The 19,095-nt window shown below is 56.5% G+C and carries 14 protein-coding genes; 9 read left to right on the forward strand and 5 right to left on the reverse strand.

Going from position 1 to position 19,095, the window contains the following annotated elements; genetic code table 11:
* Window positions 1-85: 85 nt before the first annotated feature.
* The 4 genes from XM38_RS01480 (at window position 86) to XM38_RS01495 (ending at window position 4,053) form a co-directional block, all read left to right on the forward strand.
* Window positions 86-340: a hypothetical protein gene (locus XM38_RS01480; protein WP_080810730.1), complete on the forward strand. Its 255-nt coding sequence runs from the start codon at window positions 86-88 to the stop codon at window positions 338-340.
* 12 nt (window positions 341-352) lie between these two features.
* Complete coding sequence (gene mltA, locus XM38_RS01485; RefSeq protein ID WP_080810727.1) at window positions 353-1,531, forward strand: murein transglycosylase A; 1,179 nt, start codon at window positions 353-355, stop codon at window positions 1,529-1,531.
* A 115-nt stretch (window positions 1,532-1,646) separates the two neighbouring features.
* A complete protein-coding gene (locus XM38_RS01490) occupies window positions 1,647-2,756 on the forward strand; it encodes an aromatic ring-hydroxylating dioxygenase subunit alpha (protein ID WP_080810726.1) in 1,110 nt (369 codons plus the stop codon).
* Window positions 2,757-2,922: 166 nt separating this feature from the next.
* Complete coding sequence (locus XM38_RS01495) at window positions 2,923-4,053, forward strand: geranylgeranyl reductase family protein (RefSeq protein WP_080810724.1); 1,131 nt, start codon at window positions 2,923-2,925, stop codon at window positions 4,051-4,053.
* A 637-nt stretch (window positions 4,054-4,690) separates the two neighbouring features.
* On the opposite strand, the gene speA is transcribed toward XM38_RS01495, so the two are convergent.
* Both speA and XM38_RS01505 read right to left on the reverse strand, forming a co-directional pair.
* Window positions 4,691-6,685, reverse strand: a complete 1,995-nt coding sequence (speA, locus tag XM38_RS01500) for a biosynthetic arginine decarboxylase (RefSeq protein WP_225889144.1) — start codon at window positions 6,683-6,685, stop codon at window positions 4,691-4,693.
* Window positions 6,686-6,839: 154 nt separating this feature from the next.
* On the reverse strand, window positions 6,840-7,823 hold the full coding sequence (locus XM38_RS01505; RefSeq protein WP_080810722.1) for a LysR family transcriptional regulator: 984 nt from the start codon (window positions 7,821-7,823) through the stop codon (window positions 6,840-6,842).
* A 557-nt stretch (window positions 7,824-8,380) separates the two neighbouring features.
* Here XM38_RS01505 and XM38_RS01510 point away from each other — a divergent pair.
* The 4 genes from XM38_RS01510 (at window position 8,381) to XM38_RS01525 (ending at window position 13,143) form a co-directional block, all read left to right on the forward strand.
* Entirely contained in the window at window positions 8,381-9,097 is a 717-nt protein-coding gene (locus XM38_RS01510) for a sulfite exporter TauE/SafE family protein (RefSeq protein ID WP_080810720.1), read from the forward strand.
* A 447-nt stretch (window positions 9,098-9,544) separates the two neighbouring features.
* Window positions 9,545-10,552: a glycosyltransferase family 2 protein gene (locus tag XM38_RS01515; protein ID WP_080810718.1), complete on the forward strand. Its 1,008-nt coding sequence runs from the start codon at window positions 9,545-9,547 to the stop codon at window positions 10,550-10,552.
* Between the two features lie 27 nt (window positions 10,553-10,579).
* A complete protein-coding gene (locus tag XM38_RS01520; protein ID WP_080810716.1) occupies window positions 10,580-12,169 on the forward strand; it encodes a hypothetical protein in 1,590 nt (529 codons plus the stop codon).
* Window positions 12,166-13,143, forward strand: coding sequence for a lysylphosphatidylglycerol synthase transmembrane domain-containing protein (locus tag XM38_RS01525; RefSeq protein ID WP_080810715.1), 978 nt, complete (start codon window positions 12,166-12,168; stop codon window positions 13,141-13,143). The genes XM38_RS01520 and XM38_RS01525 overlap by 4 nt, the downstream gene beginning before the upstream one ends.
* A gap of 87 nt (window positions 13,144-13,230) precedes the next feature.
* Here XM38_RS01525 and XM38_RS01530 read toward each other — a convergent pair whose 3' ends face one another.
* On the reverse strand, window positions 13,231-13,890 hold the full coding sequence (locus XM38_RS01530; RefSeq protein WP_088428893.1) for a Uma2 family endonuclease: 660 nt from the start codon (window positions 13,888-13,890) through the stop codon (window positions 13,231-13,233).
* A gap of 308 nt (window positions 13,891-14,198) precedes the next feature.
* Between XM38_RS01530 and XM38_RS01535 the strand changes: the two genes are divergently transcribed.
* Window positions 14,199-16,394, forward strand: a complete 2,196-nt coding sequence (locus XM38_RS01535) for a S8 family peptidase (protein WP_088428895.1) — start codon at window positions 14,199-14,201, stop codon at window positions 16,392-16,394.
* A gap of 253 nt (window positions 16,395-16,647) precedes the next feature.
* Here XM38_RS01535 and XM38_RS01540 read toward each other — a convergent pair whose 3' ends face one another.
* Together XM38_RS01540 and XM38_RS01545 are read right to left on the reverse strand one after the other, a co-directional pair.
* Entirely contained in the window at window positions 16,648-18,087 is a 1,440-nt protein-coding gene (locus tag XM38_RS01540) for an ABC transporter substrate-binding protein (RefSeq protein WP_088428897.1), read from the reverse strand.
* Window positions 18,088-18,259: 172 nt separating this feature from the next.
* Entirely contained in the window at window positions 18,260-19,027 is a 768-nt protein-coding gene (locus tag XM38_RS01545; protein WP_088428899.1) for a PspA/IM30 family protein, read from the reverse strand.
* Window positions 19,028-19,095 lie beyond the last annotated feature (68 nt).

Genomic DNA, 19,095 nt, shown 5'->3' on the forward strand with positions numbered 1-19,095 from the left:
TTTCTGACAATATTCCAGCAAACAAGTGTCCGTTTCGGGCCGCCTCACTTCATAATGGGGACGATGTCGCAGACTTCGACACCCTATGCCAAGAACGCCCAGCGAATATATCATTCACCTACTATTTGATGGCGGCCACCATCAGGAGGTGCGCTTTTCCAGTATTCAAGAGTTTCAGAAGTGGTACAGCGGTGAGTTAATGCCTAAGGCCAACTCCGATGATTTCATCAGCGTGCCGGTGCCCAAGATCAATCCCGGTGAGTACATGGTGATTCGGCCCTCGCGCCTGGTCAGCATTCGGGTGGAACCCGTCTTTAGCTCTAGTGTGGAGCGCTTTTAGGGATCTGTGGCCATGGTGCGTTCCCTGTCTCAGGGCTTAGGGCTTCTGGCCATCGTCGCCAGCCTCAGCTGGGGCTCGTCTCTGAGAGCTCAACCCTCACCGTTGGAACCGCTGCCGCTGCCACTGGACGAGGTGCTGGGGCCGCAGGGGGGATGCGATCGCAGCCTCTGGGAAACCCCTAGTGAACGGGTGCGGTTAATCCGAGCCATAGGCCATAGCCTCCGCTACCTGGACACCGAGGCGGCGGCCAGCGCCTACGCTACCTATCCCGTCGCTGGGATTACCCACCGGCGAGTACGTCGCAGTCTGGTGCGCTTTCGCCAGTTGCTCTATCAGAGTCGCTCCTTTGCCGACTTTCAGCAGGCTCTGCAGCAGGAGTTTATGCTCTATCGTTCTGTGGGTCAGGATGGTGCCGGAACCGTACTCTTCACCGGCTACTTCCAGCCCACTTACGCCGCCAGTCGGGTGCCCACCGCCGACTATCGCTACCCCCTCTACCGCCGCCCTGCCGACCTAGAACACTGGCCCACCCCGCATCCCACCCGCCTGGAGCTAGAGGGCAGCGATGGCTTGCAAGGATCTCAGGGGCCCCTAGCCGGGCTAGAACTGGTCTGGCTACGGGAGCGCCTGGAAGCCTTTTTGATCCATGTGCAGGGCTCAGCCCGATTGCAATTACCTAATGGTGAGCAACTCTCCGTGGGCTATGCTGGCCGCACCGACTATAACTACACCAGCATCGGCCGCGAGCTGATTAATGACAGTGTCGTCGCCGAGGCCGATCTCTCCTTGCCAGTGCTGCTCGATTATTTTCAGCGGCATCCCGAGGCCCTAGATCACTATCTACCCCGGAACCGACGCTTCATCTTCTTTCAAGAGACTGCTGGCGGACCGCCCCTGGGCAGCCTCAATGTCCCGGTCACCGCTGGCCGCTCCATCGCCACCGACAAAGCCTTGATGCCCCCAGGCGCTTTAGCACTGATCCGCCTGCCCCTGCCCCAGCTGACTGCCGACGGATATTGGCGCAGCCAAACAGTAGACCGTTGTGTCCTTGACCAAGATACCGGCGGCGCAATTCAAGGAGCCGGGCGGGTCGATGTCTTTCTCGGCACCGGCTTCGTTGCCGGTGAACAAGCCGGGCGCCTTCACGGTGCGGGAGAGCTCTATTATCTCTTGCTGCGAGAGAGCCCCTAGCGCTGTTGCCCATCTGGGGATCCAGGCCTGAGTGATGGGTTACTCAGGGGGATCTCAGGCTGGTGCGCTATCTGTAGTCAAAGCATATGCAGAGCGAATTCAGCCTTCCGTATCTATGGAGTCGTCAATTTCCCTCAAGCACCACGTTATTCAAAATCGCATTCGCCAGGTCGGGATTAATGAGAACTACTGGTATCCCGTGGCCTGGTCCCATCAGTTGCCAGTAGGGCAAATTCTTGCCATCACCATTTGGGGCCATTCAATTGCGGTATATCGAGATGTCCAGGGTCAGGTTCATGCCCTGGAAAATGCCTGTCCTCATAAGGGGGTTGAACTGCACTTAGGAGAGGTGCAGGGCGACTGTCTCGTCTGCCCCTACCATGGCTGGCAGTTTAATCCCCAGGGCCAGTGTGTGGCCATTCCCTATTTTCCAGCCGAGCAAAAGTTACCACGAGCTCAAGCTCGCCGCTATCCAGCTGCCGATCAGTACGGCATGATCTGGGTCTTCCCAGGCAATAGCCAACAGGCCTCATCACAGGCAATTCCCGCCATTCCAGAGTATGACGATCCCAATTGCCTAGCCATTCCGATCACCGGCATCTTTGCGGCCCACTTCTCAATTTGCAATGAAAATACGATGGATGTCTTCCATGGGTTTTTACATAAAAATCTTCAGGGCTGGTTCAACCCGGTATTGCTAGATCTGCAGGAGGGTGACGATTACGTGAATGCTCGCTATCAGGTCTCTTATAAAGGGTTTCTCAGTCAGTTTCTAGGGCTAGGTAGCGATAATGCTGGCGTGTCTACTCGTATTGTTTCCATTCATTATCAATACCCCCATTACCACAGCACTTTGGAAGGGGTGTCATCTCTATACCTGATGCGGTTGCCGGTGAGCCCCACTCAAACTCGCTCATTCTCGTGGTTGTTTTTACCCAAAATTCGCCTGCCGAAATGGTTGCTACGGCCCCTGAAGCCAACGGTAGTTCCGCTCATTCGTCGATTGCTATTTATGCCTTTCCTGGAGCAGGATATGGCGATGATGGCCAGCGAACAGCGAACCTATAGCCGCAGCCCCAATCGACAATATGTGGAGGTGAATCCGGCCATTATCGCGCTGCAGCGCGTGATCATGAAGCAATATGAGCTGTACCAGCAACAGATGCGATGGCCAAAGGCCGGTCGTAGACCATCGCACCCCTCAGGGTTGCCTCTGCCGAATTAGCTGGGACGGTAACCAGGGGTGTAAAGTCCGATGGCTAAGGGGCTAGCGTTTGCTAAAGAGTCTGTAAGGGCGCTACCAGCCAATTCTAGATTCGGCTAGGCTGTGACTGAACCATTTGGGTTCATATTCGTCAGTTGTGAAGTAATCCCTATTAAATATTGCGCCTATGTTTGACTGCATTATTGTCGGGGCTGGCCCCGCCGGAGGGACTGCCGCCTATCATCTGGCCAAGCGAGGGCATTCAGTACTCCTGCTAGATAAAGATCCCCTGCCCCGCTACAAGCCCTGCAGTGGTGCAGTCTCACCTAGTGTGGCCCAGTGGTTTGATTTTGATTTCAGCCCCGCCATCGACTTAAAGGTGAGCCGGATTCGCTACACCTGGAAACTCGGGGATGCCATTGATGCCCGCTTAAATACCTCAGAGCCGATCTGGATGGTGAAGCGGGATGTCTTCGACCATTTTCTGGTGCAGCAGGCTCAGCAGCAGGGGGCAACCCTCAAGGACAATACCCCGGTCACAGGCATTACCTTTCAGGGCGATGGCTGGCAGGTGATGACTCCTCAAGGAGCCTTCGATGGCCGCTATCTGATTGCCGCCGATGGAGCTAAGGGACCGATGGCGGGGTGGCTCGGCTTCAAAGACCACAAACCCCGATTGACCAGTCTCTTAGAGATCAGTGCCAAGGCAGACGGCAACTCCGATGCCCCGATTCAGTTTGAGTTTGGCCTGGTCAAGAACGGGTGTTTGTGGAGTTTTCCCAAGCGCCAAGGCTATTCCATCGGGGTGGGTTCTTTCCTGGGCAATAACCTCAAGGACTTCCAATCTCCCCTGGCCGACTATGCCGCCGAACTCGGCCTTTCCCTGAAGCAGGGCACAGAATATCAGCATCCCTTGCAACTGTGGGACGGCAATCGCCCCCTGCATACCCAGCAGGCGCTGCTGGCCGGGGAAGCTGCGGCCATGGTAGATCCCTTGACGGCTGAGGGGATTCGACCGGCCATGTACGGTGGTGTCAAGGCTGCCGAAGCCATTGACGCCGCCCTGCAGGGAGATGCCAAGGCTCTAGCCGCCTACACAGAAGCTATCCAACAGCAATGGGGGGCTGATATGCAGTGGGCTCAGCGCATTGCCGGGTTATTTTATCGAATGCCTGGTCTGGGATTCCGAGTGGGCATCAAGCGACCCACGGCGACTGACCGCTTAGGGCAGTTACTGGCCGGAGACATCCATTATGCTGATATTGCCAATCGAGTAATTAAGCGCCTCAGCGGCAGTCTGATTCCAGGTCGAGGCTAGTAGAGGGGAACGGAGGACGGAAAAGGGGTGGATGGGTGATGGGGTGTTGGCGGAGCCTGCCCGCAGGGCTTTGGGGTGATGGGGTGATGAGGAGTGAGGAGTGAGGAGTGACGAGAAGGAAGGCCCCACGGGTTGATGAGTTTTGAGTTTTGAGTTTTGAGTGAGTGAATGTTTTGGCTCCCTGTCAAACGGTGGATGGGCCGGCAAGTAGGCCGATAGCGGATAAAGGATAAGAGGACAGGGTAGGGGCGCGGTTGCCGCGCCCAATGCAGAAAACCCTCCATCTCGCGTCTCCGCCGATGCGACGCGATCTTGAACGGCTGATCGACCATTCCTTCCGCGGGGTCCAGGGCGGCGGAACGCCCTGGTCGTCGGAGTCCGAGGGGAACGAGATCCCCTCGGGCGAGCTCTCTGGCTTGGAAAACCAAGTGCGGTCTTATCGAGGTCCATCGCTTCCTGGCCGATGCGATGCGACGATCTATCACTACCTATCGACCATCCCATCCGCAGGGTCCAGAGCAATGGTTCGACTGCGCTCACCACAAGCAGGTCTGGGTCGGAGAACGCTCTGGCTGCTGGCCGAGGGTGACGCTCTGGATTCTCGCCTAGGCGAGAATGACGGTACTAGTGTTCAGTATTATTGCCTCGGCCTAGCCAAATAGGTATAGCGCACCCAGGCGCTATGCTCATAGTGTTGTAGCAATAGCTGCGACTCGTGCAGGGTGATCTGCCGATCCTGCAGGGCTTGTTCCGTGCGGCGGCGAATATTTTCCACCAGGTCTTCTGAGTCATACTGCACATAGCCCAGCACTTTTCGGTCATGGTGTCCCCTTTGACTACATGTTCGATCTGATAGCCTTATGGGGGTGAGGTTGGATGTGGACTGCAATTGGTGTCGCCGAACAGGTTGTGGCAGATTGCCCCATAATCTCCTGGTAGGCTCCCCCAGAAATAGGCCCAGATAATAGGGCTCACCAGAGTTAAGGGATGCAACTCGAGTACTGATTTGACATCCCGGAGATCGATAAATTGGTCGATTTTTGCCGTCGCTATCGCAGGTGAGGTCAGCCAAGGTAGCCCGACAACTGGGCTCTTCGTCCAGGCGATGGATGGGCATGATGGGAAAGAGCTGGCCAATGGCCCAAGCATCCGGGGCCGATTGGAAGACGGAGAGGTTGATGTAGTAGATGGAGGCCATGATCTTTTCCAGGTCTTCCAAGTCATCCGGCACATAGTCTTCATGGCGGATGATGGTGCAGATCTTGGCACAGCAGGCCCAGAAGAGTCGTTCTAGTGTGGCCCGTTCGGTGAGGCTGAGGTAGCCGAAGCTAAACAGGCTGATGGCTTCTTCTTTGAACTGGAGGGCGTCGTGGTAGACCTCTTGGTAGTTTTTCAGGCCGATGTTGGCATAGGTCTCGTAGAGTTCGCGGACTAGGGGATGGTCGTCTTCGCCGGGAGGCTCCAGGGTCGCCCCAGTGGGCACGTCACTGCTGCCCAGCACATCGAATACCAGCACGGATTGGTGAGATGCGATCGCACGGCCACTCTCGCTAATCAGGGTTGGCGGCGTTAAGTGACGGGAGGCGCAAGCCTCTTTCACTTCGGCGACGACATCGTTGGCATAATTCTGGATGCTGTAGTTCTTAGACGCGTGAAAATTGGTCTTAGAGCCGTCGTAGTCGACCCCGAGGCCACCGCCCACGTCCAGATAGCGCATATTCGCTCCCAGGGCAGCCAGCTCCACATAAATACGACTGGCCTCGCGCAGGGCATCCTTAATTACGCTAATGGCCGAAATCTGAGAGCCAATGTGGAAATGCAGCAACTGCAAGCAATCCAGCATATTCTCCTGGCGCAACCGTTCCACCACCGTCAGCACCTCGGGAATCGTGAGCCCAAACTTGGCCCGATCCCCGGCTGAGCTACCCCAGCGACCAATGCCCTGGCTGCTCAGTTTGACTCGTACTCCCAGTACAGGCTGGATATCGAGGTGATGACTGGCCTGAATCACCAGATCGACTTCTTCCTGCTGTTCCAGGACGATGATCGGCACCTGCCCCAGCCGCTGCCCTAGCATGGCCGTCTCGATATACTCGCGGTCCTTATAGCCATTACAAATCAATAGGGAGCCAGGGGTGTTCAACGTGGCCAGAGCGATCAATAGCTCAGGTTTGGAGCCCGCCTCTAGGCCAAATTGATGGGGACTGCCAAAGCGAACTAAATCTTCGACCAGGTGCCGTTGCTGATTGCACTTCACCGGAAACACGCCGCGGTAGACGCCGCCATAGCGATAGCGGGCAATGGCCTTAGCAAAACAGGCTTGCAGCCGTTCCAGGCGATCCTGCAAAATGTCGGAGAAGCGAATCAGAATGGGCAGGCCTAGATTGCGCTGCTGCAGAGCCTGAACCAGTTCATAGAGGTCGAGGGAGCCACCTCGTTCCCCCTGGGGGGAGACGGTGATATGCCCGGCAGCATTGATTGAAAAATAGGGATCTCCCCAGCCTTGGATGCGGTACAGTTCTTCACTGTCCTCGATGGTCCACGAGGCACTGGGAGCGAGTAACTGAGCAGTATCATCTGATGACGGTGACTGGGGCTGAGGCTGATAAAGCGATGATGGGATGCGACTCATAGGGGTTCTCCGCCGTTTTAGGCCAACCTCATGATGCCCGCCAGCCCCTCCTGAGGTCCCAAACACAAGGACGGCCTAGGGCTAAGCACTAGGCCAGGAGAGCTGTAGGATTACACAGGCTTACGGGCTCAAATTGTAACAAAGAGCCCTAGGGCTATTGAGGGGGTACCGAGGAATTCCCCTGATCTGGAAAGGGCAGGGATACCACTGGGGATGCACTGTCGATCATGTCGAGGGGAACCTGCTGGACGACCGTCTTGAAAATATCGATGAAGGCGTACACGGCTGGGGGCAGCAGGGCATCCTTCAGGACGATCAATCCGATCACGCGCTCTAGGGGCACTGGAACCTCGGCAACGCGAATGCCTGAGGGGATCGGTTCTGCCGCCAGGCGAGCCATGATGGTGGCCCCTAGCCCCCGTTTCACCATGCCCAGAATGGTGGAATCTTCTTTGACTTCGTAGGTGGGCTTCACGGTCACCCCACATCGCCTCAGATGGCGATCGACGTAGGTGCGATCGCTATCGTGGGCTGGTCCTAAGATCAGCGGGTAGGTGGATAGGTGGGGCCAGGTGAAGGGCTGGGGCGGAGGCTCTGGAGCCGGTGGCAGCAGCACTACGTAGCGATCGTGGAGCAGTTCCCAGGCTTCGAACTCCGGCTGGGTGGGAAGGTAGGTAAAGCCGACATCGGCGCGCCCCTGGCGCAGATCCTCTTCGACTTGCTGAAAGTTTTGGTATTCGTTGATGGTGATGCCTAAGCCGGGATATTGCTGGCGAAATTGCTGGATCACCACTGGCAGCAGATGGGTGGCAACGCTACGAAAACCGGCAATGCGTACCTGCCCGGCCTGCAGGCCCCGAGCCGCTTGGGCTTGGCGACAGAGATGCTCTAGGCCCTGCAAGACCCGGCGCGCCTCTTCGGTGATTTGAGCCCCAATGGGAGTGAGGATGGCCCCCTGACGACTGCGGCTCAAGAGCACCACTCCCAATTCCTCCTCTAGGGTTGCGATCGCATGACTAACAGCCGACTGCGACAAATTTAATTGCAACGCCGCATCACTGAAGGAGCCGCTGTCCGCAATGGTGACCAGGGCCCGCAATTGGGAAATTTTTAGTCGATAGGGGTTAATCTTACCCATACAGTAGACTCCACCCCCCCATGCCGATGATGTGATGGACAATGACAAAATAGTAGCCTTCTTCAGTTCTCCTGTGGGTCCTTCCCTGCCCCCGGATTGCCTGGACAAGGTGCCTTTCAACAATTAGCGTGATCCTAACTCAACTGTCCTCATGCAATCTGGGGGATGCTGATGGTGGTGAGTGCAGTCGAACCACCGCCCTAGATCCCGTGGACGGGCTTGTTGGTGAGTAGTCATAGACCTCGATAAGACCATGCTTAATTGTGCAGCTCGGGGTACTCACCCGGGGAAATTTCGCTTTCCCCGGACCCCTACGACCAGGGCAAACCGCTTGTAGTGTTCGCAAAGCGGCTCCGCAGGAGCAACGAAGTCGAACTACTGCCCTGGACCTGCGGAAGGACTTATCGGTTAGGCGCAATAGATCGCGTCGCATCGGCAAGGACGCGAGGGACCTTTCCCCCTTATTCCCTGTCCCCTCTTCACGCTTTACCCTTCGACTGCGCTCAGGGCAAGCTCTTCACTCTTCACTCCCCGTCTCTCCGTCCTCCGCTCTGCCTATGACCGATAGCCTATTGACCGCCGCCGTCTTATTTGGGGCCACCTTGATTTCCTCTACCTTTGGCTTCGGCAGTGCTCTCTTTGCCATGCCCCTCTTGACCCTGGTGGTTGGCATTGAGACAGCGACTCCCTTGTTCGGTTTGGTTGGCCCCACCATCGCCATCTCGATTGCCATCATGAGCTGGCAAGAGATTCAATTAACCGTCACCAGTCGCCTAATTGCGGCTACCCTCTGCGGCCTTCCCATTGGGGTCTGGCTGATCCGCACCCTTCCTGGGGACTGGTTAGCCGATGGCCTCGGTGTGGCCCTGATTGGGTTTGGTCTCTATCGCCTGGGCCGGGTCACCCTGCCGAGACTGATTCATCCCGGTTGGGCCTACCCCTTTGGTTTCGTGGCCGGCATCCTAGCCGGGGCTTACAACACCAACGGTCCACCCGTAGTGGTCTATGGCAACTTGTGTCGCTGGCCGCCAGAGCGATTTCGAGCCACATTGCAGGGCTATTTTCTGCCAACCGGCTTAGCGATTCTGGCCAGTCATGGTCTCGGGGGGCTTTGGAGTGTTCACATTTTTCAGCTCTATGGTCTCTCGTTGCCCCTGGTCTTCCTAGCCGTCTGGATGGGCCACTGGTTGAATCGACGGCTACCGACCGAGCAATTCGAGCGGTTCTTGTCTGGGTTGCTGCTGGTGCTCGGCAGCTTGATGATTTGGCGCTAGTCCCCAGGCCTGCCTCTCCCTGGGACCTCCCCTCACTGAGCAGTGCTCCACTCTTCGACCGTGGGTCTTACTGCCATGCATTGCTTACCCAGACTCAAGCAGAACGACCCACGAGCAGAAGGACCCACGAGCAGAACGACCCACGTTACCTGCCCAGGATTAAACTTCATGGAAAATCCCAGACATCTTTAAGGCGGCTTTGTTCATCTCAGGGCCTTCAAGACGTATTCTCTAAGAGGTGATTCGCCAAGCAAACTCCTATTAAAACTATATTTTTGGTTTCTGCGCTGATTGGGGCCCAAGGCTCTATCTGAACCTGGTGGACCGTCATCCCCCTAATTCTTAACTATATGAATTTTGCAGCCATGGTTAGATGACCCCTAGCAGTATCTTTGGTGCTGGTCTGACGACTATTGTCACCATGGTTTTCCTAACTCGGTGTCTTTCATGAAATTGATTATTCAAATTCCCTGCTACAACGAGGAGGCGACTCTGCCGATCACCCTGGGAGATTTGCCCCGACAAGTCCCCGGCATCGACGACGTCGAGTGGCTGATCATCAACGATGGCAGCACCGATCGGACGGTGGAGGTGGCGCGAGAATGGGGAGTTGACCATATCGTCGACTTTGATCACAATCGCGGTCTGGCTAAGGCATTTATGGCTGGCTTAGAGGCTAGCCTCAAGGCAGGAGCCGATATCATCGTCAACACCGATGCCGATAACCAGTACTATGCCGGCGACATTCCCCGCCTAGTAGAGCCAATTCTGGCGGGGCAAGCCGAGATCGTCATCGGAGCCCGACCGATTCAACGGATCCGGCATTTTTCTCCGGTCAAGAAGGTCTTGCAAAAACTGGGTAGCTGGGCCGTGCGGATGGCTAGCCGCACCTCTGTGGCCGATGCCCCCAGCGGCTTCCGCGCCATCAGCCGTCAGGCCGCCCTGCAGCTGAATGTCTTCAACGAATATACCTATACTCTGGAGACGATTATCCAGGCGGGGCAGCGGGGCATGGCAGTGATCTCGGTGCCAGTGCATACCAATGACTATCTGCGCCCCTCGCGGTTGGTCAAGAGCATTGTGTCCTATGTGCAGCGCTCCTTGCTCACCATCCTGCGCATCTTTGTCACCTATCGGCCCCTACAATTTTTCACGATTCTGGGGGCGATTCCATTTTCGGCCGGCTTTTTATTGGGCCTCCGTTGGCTCTATTTCTTTTTAATCGTGGGCTCGGATCGCACCCGCGTTCCCAGCTTGATCTTGACGGCCATTTTGATCTTGATTGGTGTCCAGCTCTGGGTCTTTGGCCTGGTGGCCGATCTGCTATCGGTGAACCGCAAGTTGTTGGAAGACATTCAGCTGCGGCTGCGCCGTAACGACATCGAAACGGAACGACAGCGACGGCTGTTGCAGCAGCAATCTTCGTCCCTGAAGGTAGGGCGTTCTGGTCGCTAGCGTTGGCGGTGTTGATTGGAGTGCTTCATGCGAGATCTCTTTGCCCGGGAAGCCTTAGCTCACATTCCTAAGCTCCTCACCCTTCAGGACCGCAATCCCCACAGTCCTACCTATGGCTGCTTCGATCGCAATTTCTGGCAGTACAAGATCATCGATTTTCCCAGTGGCATGGCCCAGGAGTTTGTCTGGCCCTTGGCCCTGGCCTATGACACGGACTTAGCGGGGAATGAGTTCTACCGGCAACCGCGGCTACGGGACTGGGTGGAGGCGGGGATCCGCTATGCGGCGTCTAGTGCCCATCGGGATGGCTCCTGTGATGATTATTTTCCCTTTGAGCGAGCCAGCGGCGCGGCGGCCTTCTCGTTGCTGGCCTGTTTGCAGAGCTATCGGTTGCTGGATCTCGATGATCCCAAGTTGCTGCGGTTCTTTGAGAAACGGGCTGACTGGCTAGCTCACCACCTGGAGAGCGGTCGCCTGACTAACCACCAGGCATTGATTGCGCTGTGTTTGGAGTTGGCGTCTCGGTTGCTGGGCACCGATAAATGGGCGGCTGCCATTCAGAACCGGTTGGAGCTGGTGTTTTCCTGGCAAAATCCGGAGGGATGGTTTCAGGAGTATGAGGGCTGTGATCCGGGCTATCACACCCTGACGCTGGGCTGTTTGGCCTGGCTCTATGATCTACGGCCCAGCTCCCGCCTCAAGGATGCGATCGCAAAGGGGGTCAACCTCACCGCCTACTTTGTCCATCCCGATGGTTCCTACGGCGGCGAATATACCAGCCGCAACACCTACAATTTCTTCCCCCATGGCTTTGAGCGCATCGGCCGCTGGTTTCCGCCAGCCCTCAGTATCAACGACTGCATCCTGGAAGGGCTGGCCCAGGGGAAAGGAGCCTGCTATGCCGATGACCATATCGTGGGGCACCACAGCTGGAGTTATCTACTGGCTTGGCGCGACTTCGTGGCCGAGCGACCGCCACTGAAGCCGCCCTCGATGGGGCGCCTATGGCTGCCCGAGGCCCGTATCTTGATCGACCAGCGGGCCGATACCCGTCTCTACCTGGCCCTGAATAAGGGGGGCGCCTTTAAGGTCTTTCGTGACGAGCGGCTACTGCTCTCCGATACTCAATTTTCCCTGGTGGTGCGTCAGGGCCGCAAGGTGAAAAACGCCGTCGGCCATCTGGTGGGTCCCTATCGCTATCACCTGGGCGAGGACGAGGTCGTGGTGGAAGGGTCCCTGGGCTGGGCCAAGCAGAAGCAGATGACGCCGCTGAATCTGATCATCCTACGATTGGTGATGCTGACGGTGGGTCGCTTCTTCCCCAACCTGATTCGCAAGCTGCTGCAGACCCTGCTGATTACTGGCAAGACGCCAGCACCGTTTCGCTTTCGCCGCCAGTTGCGCTGGCAGCAGGGGCGCTGGCAACTGCGGGACGAACTGCGGGCTGATTCCTGGAGTCAGGTGATGGCCGTTGGCATCGGCCCCGACCAGACCTCTATCTATGTGGTCATGAGTCGCACCTTTCAAACCGGACAGTTGCACCCCTGGCTGGATCTGACCCCCCAGGTACGGCAGTTGTCGCCTGGAGAGCCCCTGATCGTGGAGCGTACCCTATGAAACGATTCGTCTCGATTCTGGTCAGCCTTGGCATCCTGGCCCTGCTCTATCGCCGCATCGACCTGGCGGGGCTATTGCAGGTGTTTCAGACCTGCGATCGCACCTGGATGGCCATCAGCCTGGCCATGGTGATCCCCATCACCGGGGTCACCGCCTGGCGGCTGCAACAGTTGATGCCGCCCAAGGCGGCCCTGGGCGTGGGGGAGGCCAATCGCCTGATCCTGGCCGCCAGCACCCTGAATATGGTATTGCCCTCCAAGATGGGGGATATCATCAAGGCCTACTTCATGCGGGATCGGGGCCATCTCAGCGGCTCCCTGTCCCTGTCTATCGTGGTGTTCGAGAAGACCTGCGATATGCTCTCGCTGCTGCTGTGGTGCGCCTTTGGCCTGCTGCTGTATCCCTACAAGGATGCCTGGTTTGTGCTCATGACTGCCGGCATCATCGGCGGCTTGGCCCTGGGGCTGCTGTTGTTGGGCTCTAAGGGCTTCGCCAAGCTGTTTTTCGGTACGGCTCGCCGCCTGGCACCGGGCAAAGTGGCCGAGAAAGTGCACCGCCTGCAGGCCTCCTGGGGCGAGATGCATGATTACATCTGGTGCGATCGCACCCAGCTGCTCAGAGTCAGCTTCACCTCCGTCTTCATCTGGTTCCTGCATCTGCTGCAGATCTGGTTCTTCATCCTGGCCCTGAAAGCCTGGACCCCATTCCTCACTAACTTGGCCCTCTCCCCCCTGGCGATTCTGGCCGGGCTGCTGCCCCTCACCTTTGCCGGGGTCGGCACCCGCGACGCCGCCCTAGTCTTTCTCTACAGTTCCTACTTCGACGAGGCCACCGGGGCGGCCCTGGGGCTGTTGTGCACTTCTCGCTACTTTCTACCTGCCATCGGCGGCCTGCCCTTCCTGAGCCAATATATGACTGCGGTCAACGCTTTCCGCAAGGGACCCCCTCGCCTCAACCTGGGCCAGCGCCGCTGATGATGAAAGCTAGTCCAAAGGCCGCCCAGTAATAGGGCCGACTACTTTAGCTACCCACAATCAAATTGTGTCAGTTAACCAGCCTAACTACTCTTCCAACTCGCTGGGGTCGATGCCGAGTTGCCGCAATTTTTCCATAGCCCGATTTAACTTGCGCTGGGTCTGGTTACGCTCTTGGTATAGCTCCTCAGGGTCTTTAAATCGCTCTCCATGGGGATAGAACAACGCCAGTCCATCCTCAAACATGTCAAATTTCACACCTAGGGTCGGGGAGGTCCAGGGCAGGTTGAGGCAAGTTAGCAGTACAGGCCGATCATCTGGAGCCTGTCGCGTTAGTCCCCAAAACTCGAGATTATCGGGATCATAGAAGACCATTTCCAGCACCCCATACCGGTCGTAAAACGCTTGCTTCTGAGAAATTTCAGTGGCCGTATTACTGGGAGAGATGATCTCAAAGACCACCTGGGGCGGAATGTTGTCCTCTTCCCACTGCTTGTAGCTACCACGATCGCCATCTGGCCGACCCAGCACCACCATGGCATCGGGGGCCTGGGAGGGAACGGGGGGAGCCTCCACCTGAACCGGATACCAGAGCAGATCCCCTGCGACAAAAGCCGTTTGGTCTTGCAAGAGGTTGCTCAGATTGCTGACCAAACGCACGATCCAACGGTACTGCTTCGTGTTATCAGCCATAGGCTGACCATCGGAGTCGGGGTAGAGATCCGTGGTTACCGTTGCTTGGGTCATGGTCGGATGGCCCCATCATCATACTGCTGGCTAATGCTGGCCCTCATGGGTAACCCCTATTTTGGCAGCCTATCTCAATTCTGGCATTGAAGTCATAGGATAGGATTCTCTAGGCCGATGCTTGGAGCTGATTTTTGGGGAATCCGACATGTGGCCAGTCAAACATGGACAGCGTCACGCCACTGAAATCGAACGGTGGATATACGCCAATCTGCTGGCTAAACTCTTTGAACGGGTTGGACAGAGCCTGTATAAGTTCAGGGTAGTCAGATATAGGGGATAGTAGACCCTACTGAGACATTGAGTTTATGCGACCCCTATTCTCTGGCCTCCTGTTAACTGGATTGACCCTGTCAGCCCTATCGATGCTGCCCCCGCGGGCTCCTGGGGGAGATTTGACCGGCTCTGTTTCTGTGGCTCCGGCCCAGGCTCAGACCCGCGAAGATGAGCTTTACTATACCTTCTATGGTCAGCGCGTCCCCCTCACCTTGCGGCAAGATCAGATCGCCGTGGCTCTGAAATCTCAACCCAGTGGGGCCCGGGGAGGACCTTCGCCCTTTCAACAGCTGCAGCACAACTTGCTGGGTCGGCCTGCCGGGGGGCGTGCCGGTCGTGGCGGTGAGGCGGGGCCAGCCCTAGAGGTAACCCTGCGGCCCTTGGGAAATCGCTACGCGGTGATCGAACTGCCTGAGGTGTCTGCCGAGTTGAGGGCAGCGGTGCAGCAGCGGTTGCAACGGCCCTATGTGGAAGCTACCCTGCCGGTGCTCAGCCGCAGCGGCGAGGAGGACACAATCATTCTGCCCAATGAAATTGTGGTCAGTTTCGAGCCCGATGCCCCTGCCAGCCAGGTGCAGCTGACCCTGAGTCGTTATGGCCTGGAAGAGGTGCGGCCCTTGCGCTTTAGCCAAAACCGCTATCTGGTCAGCCGTCGCGATGGGGCTGGGCTACAGGTGCTGAACGTAGCCAATCAACTGAATGGAGTAGCGGGGATTCAGTCGGCTACCCCCAATTTTGTGCAGACGCTGCCCTACCGAGCCGTGCCCCAGAGTCTGGAGCAGCTTGCGATCGCATCTTCCCGGCCCAACCCCCCCTTAGATAATCTCTTGGCCCGGCTATCTGGCCCTCGGGACTGGCCCGTAGCCACCGATTTATTCCCCCTGCACTGGCACCTCGACAGCACCGCCTTTCGCGGCACCCGCCAACCCCGCACTGACATTCGGGTGACTGAGGCCTGGTCCCAAGGCAGCCAAGGAGAGGGCGTCGTCGTCGCCGTCATCGACAGCCTGATCCAGTGGGACCATCCTGATCTGGCCGATAACCTCTATGCCATTGCCGAAGACCAAGCCGGTCGTCTGCCCGGCGAAGTCCATGGCTGGGATTTCTCGAACCGGGACACCACCTGCCAGGCCGACCGTTGCGCTGTCGGTGACCCCGACACTCGCATCAGTGATGCCGAGTTAGACTTGGTGCGCACCGACTTTCAAAATACCTTTACCCTCTCCGATGGCGAGCTGCTACAAACTTACCGGGGATTGGCCAATCGCATTGCTAATGCCCGTCCAAAGTGGTCACAGCGGCAGATTGCCAATGTCATCCGTGGCTACATTCAGGGAGACATTATGGCCGAATTCCACGGCACCTGGTCTAGCGGGGTAGTGGCGGCCAACCCCGGTAGTGCTCGCGGTGCTGTCGGCGTGGCTCCAGAGGCCGAGATCTTGCCGGTACGGGTGTTTGGCCTCGGTGGCGAAATCACCGTGGCTGCCCTGGTGGAAGCCATTGGCTATGCTGCTGAGCGGGGGGTCGATGTGATCAACCTGAGCCTAGGGGGATTGCTACCGGATCGGGAGCTGACCGACCAGATTATGGCCGTGTTGGATGCCCACCCTGACCTAGTGATTGTGGCCTCAGCTGGTAATGACAGCCTGGATGGTGTCGGGTTCCCGGCGGCGATTCCAGCGGTGATTTCCGTGGGGGCCACCACCCTCGAGGGCGAGCGTACCGTCTATAGCAGTTACGGAGGCGGCCTGGATGTGGTTGCTCCTGGCGGTGACATTAGCCAGGTGCCCATGTATGGCATTCTCACCACTGGCGGCACCTGGGTGCCTGGCTTCTGGCAAGGGATCGAGCAGCCTATCCACCCTTGGAGTTTAGGGTTGGATCCCTTGGGGCATTACGTACAGGTGCAGGGCACCTCCTTCTCGGCTCCTGCCACTACTGGGACGGTAGCGCTGATGCTGGCAGCCAATGGCGATCTGACCCGAGCCCAGGTCAGCCAGATTTTACAGACCACTGCCGATTACGAGGGATTGGCCCTGACCCAGTCAGAGATGAATCAGTATCGCCTGCAGGCAGCGGTGGGCCTAGGTACGGTGGTGGAGAACCAGGTGTTGCGACCCACGGGCATTTTTAGCTTTCCGGAGCCGATTTCCCCGGAGCAGTATTACTTCGGTGGGGGACTAGTGAATGCCGCCGCCGCTGTGGAGCAAGCCCGGAAACTACGCTGAGTGGGCAGATAAAGTGACCATGGCCGCAGCCTCGGCGATGGATGATGCCTAGTCTGCGGCGATGAACGCCCAGGGCGATGGGGGCAATGGCGGGTAGGTGCTCAGTTGCGATCGCATGCCCCCCAGTCAGATCAACCCATACTCCCAGCCATCGACAGGATGACCGGCTCCTGCAACACCATCGCTCTCCAAGCATCGCCAACAGACAGGGGAATCAAATTGGTTATCGTGGGCGCCCTGGGCAATTTATCGATTATTGTGAAATTGGCACAAAATCGTAGCCAGTGCCAGAACGCGATGGATTAGCCGGCTGCACCTCAACCAGCTGCAAACCCCCTCTGCGGTCACCGGCAGGAGTAAAGCGGATCGGCCCTTGCACCCCCTCAGCCTCAAAGGTGTCACTGGCCAAGGCTTGCTGAATACCGGTGCGGGAAGGGGCTTGAGCAATCGCCTCAATCAAAGCTTGGGACGCATCATAGGCCATTGCCGTGGCCCAATTGACATCGGCTCCCCAAAGTTGTCGGGACGCCTGGACAAAGGGGGCATTGGGATCGCCCTGAATATGCCACGGGATCGGCAGCACCATACCAACCGCATTTTGCCCACTCACTTCTAACGTCTTGAGACCATATAGATTGCCGATATCCCCCACCAACTGCAACCGACGCTGATTGACGGTGACCAGCTGTAAGGCCCGATCGACAGTATCGGGCGAGGGGATTAAGGTCAACGCGCCAGCAGCTTGATCTAGGGCATCCTGAATCAAGCGCTGGGGTCTAAAGCCAGAGGTACTCAAATCCCATTCCCCCACCACTTGCCCACCTCGAGCAGAAACCGCCGACACAAACTCGGTTTTCAGAGACTGGCTGTATTGACTGGTGGGATCGTGGGCAACAATCATATTCCTAATAGATGCTTGGCTCAGCAGATAATCAGCCATTGTTCTACCGACAATGGCATTATTGGGAATAATGCGAAAGACATAATCGCTAATCCCTGAAATGTCAGGGCTGGTGCTGACTGGACTAATTAATACCAGCTGATTGTCTGCATAAATTGGTGCCACTGCCAGAGTAACTTGACTGCTCCAGTGTCCCATTACCGCCAATATGTCTGAATTAGTAGCCAATTCGGAGATCACTTGGCGGGCAATATTGGGATCATCATTATCATCCGCGACAATCAGCTTCAAAGGTTCACCATTAATCCCTCCCCTTTGATTGACTTCATGCTGAGCCTGGGCAAAGCCTCGCAGCATTTCGAGGGAAAAGGGAGCCGTATTGACGTCAACAGGCACTAAAACAGCCACCTGATGAGCGGAGCCATCGCCAATCTCGGCATTATTCAGATAGATAAGCGTTTCAGGATCATTGCGATAGAGCTGTCTTGCCGATCTAAAAGCCTGCGCTGCCTGCTCAAACTCGCCATTGGCTAATGCTCGTACCCCCTGCTGTTTGGCGGAACCAAAGGCAGGATTTTCGATGCCCAACGCGTCGGTAGAAATGAGAATATGCTCACCAGCGCTAATCCGTGATTCTTCGGTAACCGCTGGGTCAGGAGTAGACCCTGAACTGGTAATAGACTCTGTGTCAGTCTCTCCTTGCCGATTAAAGAACCAATACCCACCCCCAACGATAGCTAAACCAATCAGAATATAAACAATGGGAGGGGGACCCTTTGAACGCCGAACCATAAATAAAAATTGTAATACTCTAAATCCTGCCTTAGCTGGCAATGATCATATGGCCGTTTGGTTGATCATGCAAATGCTTATCAGCTTGATAAGATCATAAGTCAGTGGTATTGCCAGCAAAATATAGTTGTTTTCCTGGAGTATAGCCACTGCAACAGAAACGTTGTTGCAGTTATTGACTCGAAGATTCGGGATCGATAAATGGCTTGTCATTCATGGCATTGGTCCTCTGCGGCGACTCAGTTAGCTCAGAATTTCGAAGTTTTTTTAACCGTTTTTCAACCTGATCATTCAATGTCATTTTTTCAATGTCAGCTTGCAACTGGTCCTGGGGATCCTCTGACAGCTCGGCATACGCCTCTTCATAAAATGACCGATCTTCAACGACCGCTTTGGCCGCTTCAAACTGTGATTGCGATGACTGGATGTTGAGACTGTCATTGGTCTCTGCTACCAGTCGCAACGCTTCATTGATTTCAGCCATATCCTTCATATGCTGGAATTCAAATTTATAGGCCTCCAGCCGCATGCGTTCGCGATCGAGTTTTTCTTTAGACTGGTTGACTAATGCTTCAACTTGCCGCACTCGTTGCTCTAGCTGGGGTAGGAATCGCTCGATTTGTAAGGCACGGGTCATGGCCAGACGGGCTGCTTCTATATTACCTAACTGCTGCGCCAGAACGGCTTCATGCTCAGCATCTTGCAGTTCTTTGACTTTGATTTCGTATTTTTTCTTGGCCCGCTCGTAACTAGCTGCTTGGGTAGATACAGCCTGTGAGAGCTGCTGAACAGACGTCTGCATGGAGCGTAGAGATTCTTCGGCCGCATTAACAGCACCTTGACTATCCGCTTCTATTGGTCTGCCCCACAACCAGTTCCAGCTAATGACTACGACTCGACCCGCTCGCTCTCCCATCAGCCAGTAGACAAATTTCTTCATGGAGTTGCTCCTTATATTGTTTAAGTCGCTGAAGTTGTCGGCTGTTATTGTCTACTGTCGAGTTCCAG

The organism is Halomicronema hongdechloris C2206 (assembly GCF_002075285.3).
GTDB lineage: Bacteria > Cyanobacteriota > Cyanobacteriia > Phormidesmidales > Phormidesmidaceae > Halomicronema_B > Halomicronema_B hongdechloris.

Coding starts and splice junctions, on each gene's coding strand:
- XM38_RS01515 (WP_080810718.1), top strand. CDS start 9,545: ATGAAATTGATTATTCAAATTCCCTGCTACAACGAGGAGGCGACTCTG.
- XM38_RS01510 (WP_080810720.1), top strand. CDS start 8,381: ATGACCGATAGCCTATTGACCGCCGCCGTCTTATTTGGGGCCACCTTG.
- XM38_RS01535 (WP_088428895.1), top strand. CDS start 14,199: ATGCGACCCCTATTCTCTGGCCTCCTGTTAACTGGATTGACCCTGTCA.
- XM38_RS01505 (WP_080810722.1), bottom strand. CDS start 7,823: ATGGGTAAGATTAACCCCTATCGACTAAAAATTTCCCAATTGCGGGCC.
- XM38_RS01530 (WP_088428893.1), bottom strand. CDS start 13,890: ATGACCCAAGCAACGGTAACCACGGATCTCTACCCCGACTCCGATGGT.
- XM38_RS01480 (WP_080810730.1), top strand. CDS start 86: ATGCCAAGAACGCCCAGCGAATATATCATTCACCTACTATTTGATGGC.
- speA (WP_225889144.1), bottom strand. CDS start 6,685: ATGAGTCGCATCCCATCATCGCTTTATCAGCCTCAGCCCCAGTCACCG.
- XM38_RS01545 (WP_088428899.1), bottom strand. CDS start 19,027: ATGAAGAAATTTGTCTACTGGCTGATGGGAGAGCGAGCGGGTCGAGTC.
- XM38_RS01520 (WP_080810716.1), top strand. CDS start 10,580: ATGCGAGATCTCTTTGCCCGGGAAGCCTTAGCTCACATTCCTAAGCTC.
- XM38_RS01525 (WP_080810715.1), top strand. CDS start 12,166: ATGAAACGATTCGTCTCGATTCTGGTCAGCCTTGGCATCCTGGCCCTG.
- XM38_RS01495 (WP_080810724.1), top strand. CDS start 2,923: ATGTTTGACTGCATTATTGTCGGGGCTGGCCCCGCCGGAGGGACTGCC.
- XM38_RS01490 (WP_080810726.1), top strand. CDS start 1,647: ATGGAGTCGTCAATTTCCCTCAAGCACCACGTTATTCAAAATCGCATT.
- XM38_RS01540 (WP_088428897.1), bottom strand. CDS start 18,087: ATGGTTCGGCGTTCAAAGGGTCCCCCTCCCATTGTTTATATTCTGATT.
- mltA (WP_080810727.1), top strand. CDS start 353: ATGGTGCGTTCCCTGTCTCAGGGCTTAGGGCTTCTGGCCATCGTCGCC.